Genomic DNA, 14,585 nt, shown 5'->3' with positions numbered 1-14,585 from the left:
TTTTTTACAGACTAGACGCTCGAACGGTTTTTTGAAAAAGCGATTGAAGTAAAATGAGTATTAAAAAAGCCCCAACTTCGGGGCTTTCTTGTATGTCGGCGATTAGTGAAGCTTTAGCTTAGGACTGATGGCCTGACTTAATTTTTTGACAAGGAGCTTTAGGGCGCCTTTAATTTTCCCGTGTACCGCAAATTGGTGCATATTATACAAAGAGACGTATACCAGCTTAGCTAAGCGCCCTTCAATAAACATACTACTGTTAGATAACGAGCCCATTAAGCTTCCGACCGTGCTGTACTTACTTAAATGAACCAGCGACCCATAATCTTTATAGGTAAAGTCTTTCGTGTCTTTTTGGGTAAATAGCGACGTTATATTATGTGCAACAATATCTGCCATTTGGTGAGCCGACTGCGCCCGAGGCGGTACCCACTTACCATTTTCTTGCTGGAAGCCACAGCAATCACCCAACACCCAGATGTTTTGCTGCGTTGTACTGCGAAGCTGCTTATCAACAAGGATCTGGTTCGCTCTATTTGTTTCAAAAAGCTCAAGCTTTGTTATGAAGTCTGGCGCTTTAACGCCTGCGGCCCACACCATTAAGTCAGCGTCTATCCGTCCACCGTCTTTGGTGATTAACCCTTTAGCATCGGCTTCAGCGACCATGGTCTGCTCTTTGATATCTACACCCAGCTTATGCAGCGCTTTTCTTGCAGAGTTCGCTATACGCTCAGGCAGTGCCGGTAAAATTCGATCGCCCGCTTCTACTATAGAAATTTTTAGACGAGAAGCAGACATCTCTGGCATGCCATAAGCCTTCGACAAATTCGCTACGTGGTGAAGCTGAGCTGCCAGCTCAGTGCCCGTTGCCCCCGCACCAACAATAGCCACTTTAATTTTGGCGTCTTTGTCTTCTTGTTGATTGATTCGGATAAGCTGATTAAGAAGCGCTCTATGAAAGCGTTCAGCCTGCCTAAGTGAATCTAAGAAGTAGCAATGCTCTGCAACCCCTGGAGTACCAAAGTCGTTACTCACACTGCCTATGGCTAATACGAGTTGGTCGTATTGTATTTCCCGCTCAGGTAAAACCTGTGTACCTTCTTCGTCAATTAAAGGGGACAAGGTTATGGTTTGCGCTTGCGCATTAAGCGAGCACATTTCACCTAATTGGAAACGATAGTGATGAGCCGCAGCGTGAATTGCGTAGTCCACACCGTCTGAATGTTTATCAATTACACCGGCTGCCACTTCATGTAAGAGCGGCTTCCAGATATGGGTTCGACTGCGGTCGACAAGGGTAATTTCGGCTTGTTTCTTTCTCCCGAGGGTGCGGCTTAAGCGACTGGCTAATTCAAGACCACCAGCACCGCCACCAACAATTACTATTTTTTGCATGGGTATACCTATTAACAATCATTCCACCTATACCGCCTTGCCGTTAAAAGCGCTATACATGGCATGACTGAAACCCATGCTGATGGCTACAGACTACGCCTGAAGCTCGTGGGGTACAAGCGGATCACGGCAATAGTCTGTATTTTTGGGACTAATAGTTATCTATTACATATATCTATTTAAATTTATAAGTCAAAGGACGCCGTAATCATGTAGTTTCGAGGGCGTCCAGGAAAATAACGCGGCCCAGTGAAACTGGTAAAATCAGCGCGCTCAGCGTAGTCCGTATCAAATAGGTTATCCACCCGGGCATACAGCGTAATATCGTCACTCACACTGTAACTCACGCGAGCATGCACTAAATCATGCCCTTCGTACTCGTTTAGGTTTTCAGCGTCGGTAAAATAGCGTCCAACATGCTGCCACTCTAATTGAGTTTGTATCGATTTCGACACATCAAAGCTTAAGCGAGCGTTAAACTGAAGCTTGGGCGCAGTGTCGATATCATTGCCTTTGATGTCTTGCTCACCTGAAAGTTGACTGTGTTCATAAGTGTGCCTTGCGTACGTACCAGCAAAGTCTAAGCGCAGCGCCTCGCTTAGCTTTTGGTCAAAAGCTAGCTCTACTCCTCTATGCCAGGTTTCGCCGTTACTCACATTGAAAAAGTCGCTGTCGCGGTAGATAACATTGTCTTTTTGCAGGCTGTAAAGGCTTAGCGTATAGCTACCGTCAGGCAGCACGCCAGTTATGCCCACCTCAATATTGTCAGCCGTTACAGAATCGAAATCCGTTACAAGTTGCCCGCGCTGTAAACGATACAGTTCGGTAGCCTGAGGAGCGCGATACCCTCTTGCAACACCCCCAAACAACTGAGTTTGCTCATTTAATTGATAGCGGACCGAGAGTTTTGGGCTGAAATTATCAAAATTGTTTTCACTGTCTGCAGGTCTGGAATATCTACAGCCGCCAAACCCACACTCGGTGCCATCTTCACGTACACGACCTACGTTCATATTATTGGTGTAGTTGTATTTCATGGATTCAAAACGCCCGCCAGCAGAAATAGCCCAACGTTCTGCTTGCCAGTTAAAAGTAAAGAACGGCGCAAGTAAGCTAGCATCTACATCATAATCATAGTGTTTACCTACGGGTATGGTTTCCATCAAGAACACAGACCCTTCGGTAACGCTGTCTTGAGATTGGGTGAGCTCACCTTCAGTATATTCAACGTCTACCCCCACATCTGCGCTTAGGCTGTCATTGATAACGTAGTTGAATTGGGACAGTACACCAAACCCTTGCTGGGCATTTGTTTCAAGAGGCTTTCCAGGCAGAAAGTGCATGCGAAAACGCATATCTTGGTTGCGCACATAAGGTGTAATTGAAAGGGCGTGACCGCCATTAAAAGTGGTATCTAGTTTACTCCATAATCTGAAACTTTCTGCCTTTCGAAACGCCTCTGGGTTAGGGTTGCTTTTCGCTAATTGCGTGTCTTTATAACTTTCAAACCCAACTATGTATCCAGCTGTTTCCTGATCTAAATGGGTATAGGTAAGGCCGCTTGTAATAACCGAGTTATCCCACTCAATTCGGTGGCGAAGCGAAACTTTTTCTTGGTCAACGCCTTCTTCATCCCTGTAACCAGTGTCGCGAGTTACACTAGCCGCAATACCCACACCGCTACTACCGAAGTCTTTTCCTTCTTTAAGCTTAATGCGATGAAAGCCGTAGGAGCCATAATCAGCGCTTAGCAAGCCGTCGCCTTGCGTAGTATCTGGTGTGATTACGTTAATAACACCGTGAATAGCATTAGACCCATAAAGCGCTGACGCCGGGCCTTTTATTACGTCTATACGCTCAGCAAGCTCGCCATGGGCTTCAAACAACTCATTAATATTGCAAAAGCCTGCTGCTCGAAGCGGGATACCGTCTTCTGCTGCTAAAATGCCTCCGCATGCTCCTGCACCGGTTAATACAGGTGAACGAAGGGCTGGTAGATACTCTTGTCCGTTACCACGCTGTACGCCTGCCCCCGCTATATAGTTAAGCGACTCTTGAATATGCTGAAATGAAAGCAGTGAAAGGGTTTCTTCTGAGATGGACGATACCGCGTAGCCAGAAGCGTTCACACTGCCCTGTATACGAGAAGACGTAGTTTCTATCCTTTCTATTTCATTGGGTTCTTGAGCGATAGCGGCAGACGACAATAGTGCCGTAGTCAGTAATGAAAGTGGAAAGCTTGGGGCAAAGCGCATTATCTATCCTTATGATGACAAATGTGTTTTAGCAATTAGGGCTAGTGTATCGTTAATTAGAGAAAGAATGGGTTAAAAACCGATAAACTATTGCAATGTTCAGACAACTAAGCCATTTATGTGATTAAACCCTTGGCGTAATCCTTGCTGCCTTTGCTATAAACTTGGCTAAAAACCTTGTAAATGCAATGAGTAGTTACCTTACTTAATGACTACACACGGCCATAAATACTGCACATAAGTAGGCAGCGCGTTGTGAAAAAGTTAAGCAATTGGTTAAACAACATTGCACTAAAATAAAACCATGTTCGCTGGAGGAATCATTGGACACACTTATTCCGAGTCTTTCACAGCTTATCGAATTTGCTGTGGCCCCTGTATTTTTACTTACCGGTATTGCGGGGTTCCTAAACGTTATGTCGTCTCGGTTGGGGCGAATATCAGATAGGGTTAGAGTTGCAGAAAGACAAATTCATACCTTGTCAGACCCACATATTGTCGACCGCTCTAAAAAAGAAATAAAAGTACTGTGGCGCAGGGTTAAAGTTATAAACTGGGCAATTGGGCTTTGTGTCGCTTCAGGGCTTATGGTTTGTACAGTTATTATGGCGCTGTTTTCCGGGTCACTCTGGGTGGTTGATTTGAAAACGCCAATTATAGTGCTATTCATTTTAGCAATGATGTTTCTAATCAGTGCGCTTATTGTATTTCTGGTTGAAGTTAAACTTGCAACTAACACTATAAACTTAGTCAGAACTATCCGGTAATTTCATTATCTCCCCCCTAAACTAGTTAGCGCAGAGTTGACGTTAACTAGCCCCCCAAATCGGCGACTAGAGAGCTTTTAATTTTTCTAGTCGCCTTGATTCATTCTTACGTAAGGCTTTAATTTATTTTGAAAGCACTGTTTATGTAAGTATTGAGTAAAGAGCGCCGCTAAAAACGCTCATTAACGTCTAACTGAGGTAAAATTCGCCCATTAACGTCGTTAATTTGCTACAAATATAGGCCTACAAGATTTCGGCCAATAGAAGGATTTAACTGCGCCATGAATACTAAATTACTTCGCTCTCTTCAGGTTTTTATTGCGGTGACAGATAGCGGTAGCATGAGTGTTGCAGCCCGCGAGCTACACATGACTGTTTCTGCAATTAGCCAACAATTACGAAAGCTCGAACATGATATTGGGCTTAGCCTTTTTAACCGAAACACTCGAAGCTTAAGTCTCACTGAAGCCGGACGTATATACTACGACACCAGCAAGCAAATGCTGCAAACTGCGGAACTGGCTCAACAGAAAATTGAAAGCCTTCAAGACGACCCTACTGGTAAAATCAACATTATCGCACCTGAAGGTTTTGGTGGCGGCTTACTAAGTGAACCATTAAAGAAGCTGTGCGAAGAATTTCCAAAAATCACAATATCATTGACTGTTACCGACGAACCTAAAGATATTATTGCTTCAAGCGCCGATCTTGTTCTTTGCTTTGCTCCCGTTTCTGACACTAATTTTAGTAGTTTAAAGCTTGCTACTTGGGAGCGAATTCTATGTGTTTCCACTGAGCATCCACTAGCTAGTGAAAACTTGTCGTCACCAGAAGAGTTAAACGGTCATGCCTACATAGTGCACAGACATATTGAAGACTATGTGATGAAGCATGAAAGCAAGGGCGAGTTTGAATTAGATTCTCAGCGAATTGATGTAAATTCAATGCAGACGTTGATTAAGCTTACCCAAGATAATCTGGGCTACGCCGTACTGCCTGAACCAGAGGTAAGACACTTACTCAAATCAGGTGAGATGAAGCAGCTTTTCACAGAATGGGAATTGCCTGACTATACCGTTTATGCGGTTACGCCGAAGCGTGATCTTATGCCTGCCAAAATCAGCGCCGCGATAACTTGCTTACAAGATTTATTCGCTCAGATTTAATGAACAACTAGTGGCAAATAAGTCGGGGGAAATATGATGTCTAAGACGAGAAAGGCAGCGTAAAAACGCTGCCTTTTTTATTGCTCTTAACTTCTTTGTTTTAGAAGCGAGTGTTCATTTGAACACTTAAGATGTGTGCTGTAGCTGACTGAGTACCAACAAATGTGGTAGTAAAATCAGCGCCTGGTACTGCATCTTCAACAATTGTTCTCTTTTTATCGATGTCCGCTTCACGACCATCAATAAATACGTACGCAAGGTCAATTGAGGTGTCTTCACTCATGGTGTAAGTCATACCGCCAGAAACCCAATGACGGTCAGTGTCTGGGATACTTAGTGAGCGGTTCTCTACCGATACCACACCGTCGTCATAAGCATAGCCCGCGCGAAGAGTAATCTCATCGTTTAAAATGTAGGTAACACCGATAGATGCGCGCCACGAATCGTCGAAGTTTTCTTCTTTGATAAGGAAATCATCACCGCTTTCAAGATTAGCTTCAAGCTTTTGGAAAGTGCTCCAATCAGTGAAAGTTACACTACTTTGAACAGACCACTGATCGTTTAACTTCTGATCGATGGCTAGCTCCGTAATTGCAGCTAAATTCAAATCAAGGCTTCCATCTTGGTTGAGTGCTGCCCTCAAATCTGAAGATACTTCACCACTTAGCTCAAGTTTTGTCTCTGCACGATGTGAAAGAGCGATATTAGTCATTTCAGTAGGCTGCCAGAATATTCCTGCGTTCCAACCGTAACCCCAATCGTCTCCTTCTAGATTAAAAAGAGAAGCGCCTGCCGGTACAGTAGTGCCCAGTGCACTGAAGGCAAATGACAGAGACTCAGAAACCCCTGAACCAATTTCAGCTTCGGCGTAGGTTGCGTTCAGTCCGAAACCAACCATAAGCTGTTCGTTTACTTTGTATGATATTGCAGGGTTGAAAGTTACACTTTTGACTTCTGCTTCATCTGCAAATGGCAAAGCTTCAAAGTCGTCTGAGTAATCAGAGCGAAGACCATAAGTAGTAAACACACCAACACCTGCGGAAAATTTTTCATTAATTGGTGTGGTATAGAAAAATCCAGGTACGAACGCAGTATCGGCAATATCATCTTCTGTTGCTGAAGTAGAGAGAGAGGCTGCATCAGTAGGAAGAGCAGTCTCACCCAACGCGTAAGTTGCGGTGCCATTAATATCTACATTTGGGTCGATAAAGCTTACTGATGCACTGAATTCAGCTTCTTTAAATACACCAATTGCTGCAGGGTTAGTTGCTAAAATAGAGGCATTTTCAGGCTTGGCTGCTTGGCCTGCCATGGCACGGCCTAGGCCGTTTGCACTGTGTTCATTAACTTGGAAACCAGCTGCTAGCGCAGAAGAAGAGGCTAAGGTAGCAAGCGCTAAGCAAACTGAGGCACGTAAAGAAAACTGTTGCTTCATAAGATACTCGTTGTAATAGGGGAAAATTGCAGCAGGCATTCTACGGATATGAGTAGTTTTGTTCAATGCAAGTAAACGTTATTTACGCACTTTTATCGCATTATTTACAATTTTAGCTACAACTTCGACGCATTTATAAACAACATTGATAACGTTAAGTTAACTAAAGATCACGATATTGTTAATACGATTATTTAACACTTTCACCAGCAACTATTGTCACCGACTGCATTTTTCGCTCAATTTTATAGGCACGAACCCATGTTGGTTGTGTTTATAACAATAAGCCCCACCCTATCTTTACAATCGGTGGGTGATCTCAGCTATGCATATTGCGTTTCAATACTAGGCAAATCATAAGGTAAATCATTAGGCACACCACCAGAAACCTTTCACATGTTACAGGAGGATACAATGTCAACATATAAAGCTATCACGCTGGTCAAGCGTCCCGAGGATGGAAAAATTGGCCCTCATCTATTCGAAACAAAAGAGTTTGAAATACCAACGCCAAAAGACGGTCAAATTCTGATAAAGCAAACCCACATGTCTTTAGACCCTGCCATGCTAGGCTGGATGAGTGAAGACAGAGAAAGCTATATTCCTCCTGTAGAGCTTGGCGATGTTATGCGCTCTAGCGGTGTAGGCGAAGTGGTTGAGTCTAACAATCCAGACTTTTCAGTTGGTGACAAGGTTATGGGCATGACTGGCTGGAGTGAGTATGTGCTAAGCGATGGCTCAGGCTTTAACAAGCTTCAGCAAGGTGTTACTGAAGAAATGGCACTATGTGTATTTGCGCTGCCAGGTTTAACCGCCACCACAGGCCTTTATAGCTTTGGCGAACCTAAGGAAGGCGAGACACTTATTGTCACAGGTGCAGCAGGCTCTGTAGGTTCTATTGTGGGTCAGCTAGCAAAGGCAGACGGGCTTCGTGTAATCGGCGTTGTGGGCAGTGACGATAAGGCCGACTGGATTGTTAACGAGCTAGGTTTTGACGGTGCAATTAATTATAAAACTGACGACTTAGAAGAAAAACTGGCAGAGCTCACGCCAGATAAAATTGATGTATTTTATGAAAATACGGGTGGACCTATCCAGCACCATATATTCAACAGAATGAATGCCCATGGTCGTATTGTTGTGTGTGGAATGATTGCCGATTATCAATCAGAAGAGCCGTCACCAGGTCCTAATTGGATCCCGTTAATTAAGAAGCGCATTAATATTCGTGGGTTTGCGATGCCAGACCATTGGGATGAAATTCCAAAGCTTTTAGAAAAACTCACACCTTATGTGCAGCAAGGAAAGATAAAGTACCGTGCGCATACCATTGAAGGTTTAAATAACGCCGAAAAAGGCTTAAATATGCTGTTTGAAGGTAAAAACACCGGAAAAATGATACTTAAGCTGTAATTTCTTAAACGAAGAGTACAGTTTTAATTAAGAGCACAGTGTTAACGCTAGCACTGTGCTTCTGTTACCACATACTGTGCTTTACCTTTTTCTTTAGCTTCATAAAGCACTTTATCGGCTTCATCAATAAGCCAATCAATGGATATTTCACTAACTTTACTGGCGTAAGCAACACCAATTGAACAGCTCATGAAAGGGTGCTTTGCTCCCTCGGCATGTTTTAATTGAGCAAGCTTCCATTTATCCAATAGTGTTTGTGCATGCTTTTGAACCTGTTCTTTACTGATATCGCTTAAAACAACAATGAATTCTTCGCCACCGTAGCGGCCCAAAATATCAGTTTCCCGTTTAAATACTTGCTTCATAATACGCGCTTGTTCTTTTATTGCTTCATCACCCTGCTGGTGACCAAAACTATCGTTGTATTTTTTGAAGTCATCTAGGTCGAGCATTAATACAGCCATCGACACGTCATGGCGCTTACTTAACGCCAACAGCTTTTCACTTTGATCTCGCAGAGCCCGTCGATTGAGTAAGTCAGATAACGGGTCGAACTTGCTAAGCTTTAATAAGCGGTCGTTAGTTTCTTTGAGCATGCGTACACTACGATCGAGCCTATAACGAGCATACACGCATATAAATAGTGACCCTGATACAAAAGCTGCTGAAATGGGAACCCTGTCTCCATAAACCGGCGCTAGCCACATTAACCCTAAAAAACCCAAGATATTAATGACATTAGCTGAGGCTGCTAACTTAAATGGGATACCCAACGCGAATACACAAAAGAATGCATAGAGGATGGTGCCTTCGTAAGGAAAAATAAAGTTGTGCTCTTCCCAGCAAACCCATATTAACCAATAGTTGCTGTAGGAAAGCGCAATAAGCAGGCCAGCAAATATGTACGCTCGATACCGCATAAATTCGCGCCAAAAAGACAGTACAACAACGATGAGTATAATAGGGAATTGAAGAAGTAGACGGTCAAAGATGTACAGTTCGTACATACTGCTAGGCAATAGCACTAGATCAGCTGCCATGAATACAAGTACCAGAACAGCGCCAATAATAAGAGCTATTCTTAGCCTGCGTTGTTCACTGGGTCTGTGGATTTGCACGCGTCACCTTGATAAATAAAGTCCTGTATAAGTATTTCAATACAGCCAGTGGTGGCAGCTACTACTGGCTGTACAAACGCAACACATTGACACAGCGTTGCTTTAACTATTATCAGTGACTTCTTGGCTTAGCGCCAGTTTTAACAAACTTTCTTGCAGGGCTTCAACGGTGACAGGCTTTGTGACTATGTCGTCCATTCCCGCCTGCTTAAATGTGATATGGCGCTCTTTAAATGCTTCTGCGGTGAGACCGATAACAGGCGTTTTGCTGAGCTCACCGTTCAGCTTTCTGATGCGTTTCGTCGCTTCAATTCCATCCATAACAGGCATGTGAACATCCATGAAAACCACATCAATACCGCCTTCTTCAACACGTGCAGCGGCTTTTAATCCGTTATCAACGTGTTCAACATCACATTTAAGCTGCTCTAATAGTGCCTGTGCTACCACTGCGTTAATTGCATTATCTTCAGCTAATAGCACTTTAAGGCCTGATGGTAGGCTGGCGCCATTTGCTTTGCGAGCAGAGGAAGATTCAATTGATGAATCTGACATAAGTCGAGATTGAACATTCGCAGTAACGGTAAAGCATGAGCCTTCGCCCACTTTGCTGACGACTTTTATATCGCCCCCAAGTATCTGAGCTAACTGCTTGGCAATAGCGAGGCCAAGCCCAGTACCGCCATATTTCCGCGTTATAGAAGAATCCGACTGCGTAAATTTATCAAATATATGCTCTAGCCTGTCTGGCTCAATACCAATACCTGTATCTTTAACCGCAATAACTAAACGGTTATCACCCTTAGTTTCTGTTGAAGGCTGTTTAAGTTTAGCCGAGATACTCACCGTTCCTTTGTGGGTAAACTTAATAGCGTTGCTTACCAAATTAATAATAATTTGGCGTAGTTTAGTAATATCGCTAGTTACCGCCACAGACTCTAAGTTCTTACTCTTATAAACTAACCGGGTACTGTTAGCACTAGCGTTTGTGCCTAACAGCGTTATAAGGTCGTTCAGCATTGAATCGAGATCGAACTCTGTCACGTCAATTTCCGACATACCCGACTCAATTTTAGAGAGATCTAATACGTCATTTATAACGGTAGCAAGAATAGATGCTGATGATTTCAAATCGCTGGCATACTGATGCTGTTTGTCTGAAAGTTGAGTATCTAAAAGCAGTGTGGCTAAGCCTTGAATTCCGTTTAGTGGCGTACGAATTTCATGACTCATTACCGCAAGAAAATCTGTTTTCGCGCGATTGGCCTGCTGGGCTTGCGCGACATATTCCTCAATTTCACCAGACATGGCTTCAACATCGCGCGCTAAACTTCCTAGCTCATCATTTTGCGCTAAGTCTATGTTGACCCTCTTATGGTCAACAGCGATGCGACTTGCCGCTGATTTGATTTTCTCAATGGGAGAGACAACGACCACCTGGGTTACCTTACCCATTAGTAAGCTGACGATAACTACAGCAAACAGCGTTACCAAAAAGGTTAGCCACGCTATAGTGAACAGCGAGGATTGCAAGGGTTCGGCGGGTTGTAGAACCGTAACCTTCCAGTTCCAAGGTGTGAATTCAGAACAAGCAAACAACACATCCATGTCATTAACATTCGACTCGCCATAGGCTACGCGCCGGTTAGCTATTGTCGCCCTGTTAGCGTTTTCTGCATTCAGTACAACGTCACCTTCAGTAGTACTAAATATGACGGTACCTGTACTTTTATCGCTAATGGCAAAGTGCCGATCTGTTGCTTGCTGTAGCGACTTTAGCTCTTCAAAAACTTCTTTTTGATAAGCCTCGCGAAAAACGGGAACATTTTCTAGGCCTGATTCAATGAGCAGTTCTCGTCTCTCATCAATGATCTCTAACACGTTTAATGTGAGGGTTTGAGTAAGAAGCTGATATTCCCTTTCGCGCACCGAGTCGTACGCTGTTAAATAAGCCCAATACCCAGTAAGTGCCATGCCAATTAACAAAATTGGAATGTAGATAACTAGCAGTTTTGATTTGATCCGCATACTAACTTCTAATTAGGCCTTATTGATACACATGCTCTTTCGAGAGTTTTAAGTAACTTGATGGAATGGGCAATTGTAATTTAATTGCCGTAGTTACGTTTACTGCAACAGTGTACGTGTCCATTTTGCCAACGGGAATGTCTCTCGCCGATTTTCTCTGAAGTATCAGTTTTGCTTTTCTTGCCGCTGATTTTCCAATACTAGCCGGTTCAGATACCACACCAATAAGCGCGCCTTTTTTAACTGATGAAATACTTTCAGCGAATAAAGGGAGTAATCCCGTCTTCTCGTTAACCTTTTTAACTAACCCTTTGGCTTCTGCTAAGGGGCCTGATGACAACCAATAGCCGTCCAGTTCTCCGCTCTTTTGATCCAAGCTAGCCACAATACTATCCGTCATTTCAACAAGTCCGTCATCGCCTTCTAAATAAGGCGTACTGACTGCGACTAAGTTTATATTCTCATACTCACTGTCTAACGCTAGTAATTGGTTGACCAGGTTACTTGATGAGGGATAGGTAGAATGCACTAAACCTATCGTAAATGGCGTTTCGGGATTTGATGCTCTAAGCACGCCGTCCAACATATCAAGCTTTACCTTAGCATCGAGTACGTGTGACTCGCCCGTCATATTACGTTTACTCACAGCGCCGATGGCAGGAACAATGCCTTCCTCAACGGGAGCGGAAACCACCATAAAGAGTTTTGGCGTTTCAATAAATTCTTCAGCAGCATTTAGTGCACGAGTAGCTAAGGTAGCGACAGACACAATGAGATCAGGTTTGGACTCTTGCGCTAGTTCGTCAAGTATTTCTTTAGCGCGAATCTCAGAGCCTTCAGCGTTATATGTAGTTATGTTGATATCGTGCTCGGGCATAATTCGAATGAGCTCTTTCTCAAATTCGCCTCGCGATTCAGCAACAATAGGTACGGGGAGCGTTTCAATAATGACAAGGTCCAGTGCTTCTTTCGCATGTGCAGAGCTTAGGCTCGATGCGAGAAATGCAAGAGCAAAGAAAAACCAGACCTTAAGCATGACTGTAAACCTGCAACACCAAAATGAAAATACACATACCATTGTATATCATAAAGTTATTCTTGCGCATTGCATAGAAGAAGTTATGACCAGATACGTAAAACTGGTCATAACTTTTTAGGTGCTAGGATGCGATGTCTGCAAACGCTTTAACGCTAAATAAGCGCGCTTCTATATCGTAAATTGGCATAGACACAATAATCTCATCAATATCCGTTGCCTCGATAAATTCAGCGAGCTTGCTTCGCACGGTTTCTTTCGAGCCAACCAAGGCATATCTGAGTACACTAGATAACATGGCCTCATCTGTCGCCGTGCAATATTCGTCAAAGTTAGGCATAGGTTTAGCAAAAGGCTTGTTAAGACCACGTCGCATGTTCATAAACTGCTGCTTCACCGACGTGAATAACAATTCTGCCTCTTCATCGGTTTCAGCAATAACCACCATTACACCTGCCATGGCCTTGGGTGCTGATAATTGGGACGAAGGTTTAAACATGTTGCGATACACATGAAGGGCATCAAATAGCGCATCGGGTGCGAAGTGGGAAGCAAATGAATAAGGCAGCCCCATTTTTGCCGCCACCTGGGCACTGTACAAGCTAGAACCAAGTAACCACAAGGGCACCTGTGTATTGGCACCAGGTACTGCAACAATTGGCTGCCCCTCTTTAGGTGTGCCCAGGTAATGCTGAAGTTCCTGAATGTCTTCTGGGTAGCTATCTATATCGCTTTGTAAGTTTCGACGAAGCGCTCTTGCCGTTGCCATATCAGTTCCTGGCGCTCTGCCCAGCCCAAGCTCTATGCGATTGGGAAATAACTCAGCTAGCGTGCCAAATTGCTCAGCAATAACCAAAGGCGCATGATTAGGCAGCATTATGCCACCTGCACCAATTTTGATGGTAGAGGTAGCATTAGCAATGTGCGTTAACACTACAGAGGTGGCAGAGCTGGCTACACCATGCATACCGTGGTGCTCCGCTAACCACACTCTTTCATAGCCACTGCGCTCCGCTTCCATAGCCATTAGCTTGGATTTGTTTAGCGCGTCTTTAACGCTGTACCCTTCAGATATAGGCGCTAAATCGAGCAGTGAATAAGGAATAGCCATGGTGCCTCGCAATGTTGAAACTGAGTGATAATTTATAAGTATGAACGTGCCGACCGTTTTACAACGGTTGTTTTGATGGTTTAAGACGGCTGGGGAGGGTTTGTCGATGAAGTGACGTGAGTAAATAAGTGAATAGGCTTAATTCGTCGCTACTTTCTTTCAGCGAAAACCTCTGAGAAATAAAAAAGCCTGCGAGTTTGTTAATTGCAGGCTTTGTTTTTAAGCACATTAAATGTAGGCGTATATTAATTTAAGTAGTTCATAGTATATTATATTTGGTAACAAGCCTGTAGCACGAATAAAAAACTCTTTTTTGGCGACTACTGTTATCACACAGATTTTTTCCAATTGGTAGAAAAACCAAGTGAGCGAACCAAGCTAAAGGTGTTACAGCATTGCACTCCGAAATGTTTACAAACATCCGGTACATGACGGTTAGCTCCTTTTTTTGTTGGCTTGCTTGCTTCGGTTGTCACAACAGTAATGTTTTGAGGGTCTGTTAGTGCGTATGCAATTAAGAATGGATCTCTACCCATTTTCAGCAAATCTGCCTCCGTAGGTGAAGCGACATACCCTTGTGTAATTACAGTATTAACCAAACCGTAATCTAATTCTTCATCGAGCACCAGATTACTCTTTACGTCTACTGTCCGAGCCCATTTCGCTAGCTCATCATGATATTTTTTATCTTGATTTGCCCCATTTATTTCAGTGTATATTTCGACGGGTACTTTTAAGTTTTGAAGACTACCTTGATAAACCAACCAATCCCAATACTCAGGAACAATATCGAAAGGGTAATAAAGCTCTTTTGCCTCAATGAAAGTATTGGCGTCCATTAAATATAGCAAATGACTTCCT

General features: G+C 43.5%; 11 protein-coding genes. 3 read left to right on the top strand and 8 right to left on the bottom strand.

Translation table 11 applies throughout. The annotated features are described in order from the left end of the window. Positions 1-102: 102 nt before the first annotated feature. Together ACYTPF_RS11315 and ACYTPF_RS11310 are read right to left on the bottom strand one after the other, a co-directional pair. Positions 103-1,395, bottom strand: a complete 1,293-nt coding sequence (locus tag ACYTPF_RS11315; protein WP_179984918.1) for an NAD(P)/FAD-dependent oxidoreductase — start codon at positions 1,393-1,395, stop codon at positions 103-105. A 185-nt stretch (positions 1,396-1,580) separates the two neighbouring features. Next, on the bottom strand, positions 1,581-3,650 hold the full coding sequence (locus tag ACYTPF_RS11310; protein ID WP_461852265.1) for a TonB-dependent receptor: 2,070 nt from the start codon (positions 3,648-3,650) through the stop codon (positions 1,581-1,583). A 323-nt stretch (positions 3,651-3,973) separates the two neighbouring features. Here ACYTPF_RS11310 and ACYTPF_RS11305 point away from each other — a divergent pair, with 323 nt between their 5' ends. Together ACYTPF_RS11305 and ACYTPF_RS11300 are read left to right on the top strand one after the other, a co-directional pair. Further along, a complete protein-coding gene (locus ACYTPF_RS11305; protein WP_118491429.1) occupies positions 3,974-4,417 on the top strand; it encodes a DUF2721 domain-containing protein in 444 nt (147 codons plus the stop codon). A gap of 281 nt (positions 4,418-4,698) precedes the next feature. Continuing rightward, positions 4,699-5,583, top strand: a complete 885-nt coding sequence (locus tag ACYTPF_RS11300; RefSeq protein ID WP_269918414.1) for a LysR family transcriptional regulator — start codon at positions 4,699-4,701, stop codon at positions 5,581-5,583. Between the two features lie 100 nt (positions 5,584-5,683). Here the strand turns inward: ACYTPF_RS11300 and ACYTPF_RS11295 are convergent, their stop codons facing one another. After that, positions 5,684-7,018 carry an OmpP1/FadL family transporter gene (locus ACYTPF_RS11295; RefSeq protein ID WP_461852264.1) on the bottom strand — a complete coding sequence of 445 codons (1,335 nt, stop codon included), beginning with the start codon at positions 7,016-7,018 and terminating at the stop codon, positions 5,684-5,686. Positions 7,019-7,432: 414 nt separating this feature from the next. Between ACYTPF_RS11295 and ACYTPF_RS11290 the strand changes: the two genes are divergently transcribed. Then, on the top strand, positions 7,433-8,431 hold the full coding sequence (locus ACYTPF_RS11290; protein WP_461852263.1) for an NADP-dependent oxidoreductase: 999 nt from the start codon (positions 7,433-7,435) through the stop codon (positions 8,429-8,431). A gap of 47 nt (positions 8,432-8,478) precedes the next feature. Here ACYTPF_RS11290 and ACYTPF_RS11285 read toward each other — a convergent pair whose 3' ends face one another. The 5 genes from ACYTPF_RS11285 to ACYTPF_RS11265 all read right to left on the bottom strand — a co-directional run bounded on the left by ACYTPF_RS11285 (position 8,479) and on the right by ACYTPF_RS11265 (position 14,575). Further along, positions 8,479-9,549, bottom strand: coding sequence for a GGDEF domain-containing protein (locus ACYTPF_RS11285; protein ID WP_461852262.1), 1,071 nt, complete (start codon positions 9,547-9,549; stop codon positions 8,479-8,481). Positions 9,550-9,651: 102 nt separating this feature from the next. Beyond that, on the bottom strand, positions 9,652-11,577 hold the full coding sequence (locus ACYTPF_RS11280) for an ATP-binding protein (protein WP_461852261.1): 1,926 nt from the start codon (positions 11,575-11,577) through the stop codon (positions 9,652-9,654). A 19-nt stretch (positions 11,578-11,596) separates the two neighbouring features. Then, the gene (locus ACYTPF_RS11275; protein WP_461852260.1) at positions 11,597-12,613 is read right to left on the bottom strand and encodes an ABC transporter substrate-binding protein; all 1,017 of its coding nucleotides are present in this window, start codon (positions 12,611-12,613) and stop codon (positions 11,597-11,599) included. A 124-nt stretch (positions 12,614-12,737) separates the two neighbouring features. Then, positions 12,738-13,724 carry an LLM class flavin-dependent oxidoreductase gene (locus ACYTPF_RS11270; RefSeq protein WP_461852259.1) on the bottom strand — a complete coding sequence of 329 codons (987 nt, stop codon included), beginning with the start codon at positions 13,722-13,724 and terminating at the stop codon, positions 12,738-12,740. Positions 13,725-14,053: 329 nt separating this feature from the next. After that, positions 14,054-14,575 (bottom strand): DUF4411 family protein, encoded by a 522-nt coding sequence (locus ACYTPF_RS11265; protein WP_205422072.1) that lies wholly within the window; start codon positions 14,573-14,575, stop codon positions 14,054-14,056. Positions 14,576-14,585: the final 10 nt, after the last annotated feature.

Source organism: Alteromonas sp. HB246098 (assembly GCF_054890645.1).
This window is presented reverse-complemented; position numbering and strand designations above follow the sequence as displayed.

Bases quoted from the DNA above. Each gene is read 5' to 3' on its own strand.
- ACYTPF_RS11315 (WP_179984918.1), bottom strand. From the start codon at position 1,395: ATGCAAAAAATAGTAATTGTTGGTGGCGGTGCTGGTGGTCTTGAATTA.
- ACYTPF_RS11310 (WP_461852265.1), bottom strand. From the start codon at position 3,650: ATGCGCTTTGCCCCAAGCTTTCCACTTTCATTACTGACTACGGCACTA.
- ACYTPF_RS11300 (WP_269918414.1), top strand. From the start codon at position 4,699: ATGAATACTAAATTACTTCGCTCTCTTCAGGTTTTTATTGCGGTGACA.
- ACYTPF_RS11295 (WP_461852264.1), bottom strand. From the start codon at position 7,018: ATGAAGCAACAGTTTTCTTTACGTGCCTCAGTTTGCTTAGCGCTTGCT.
- ACYTPF_RS11290 (WP_461852263.1), top strand. From the start codon at position 7,433: ATGTCAACATATAAAGCTATCACGCTGGTCAAGCGTCCCGAGGATGGA.
- ACYTPF_RS11280 (WP_461852261.1), bottom strand. From the start codon at position 11,577: ATGCGGATCAAATCAAAACTGCTAGTTATCTACATTCCAATTTTGTTA.
- ACYTPF_RS11275 (WP_461852260.1), bottom strand. From the start codon at position 12,613: ATGCTTAAGGTCTGGTTTTTCTTTGCTCTTGCATTTCTCGCATCGAGC.
- ACYTPF_RS11270 (WP_461852259.1), bottom strand. From the start codon at position 13,724: ATGGCTATTCCTTATTCACTGCTCGATTTAGCGCCTATATCTGAAGGG.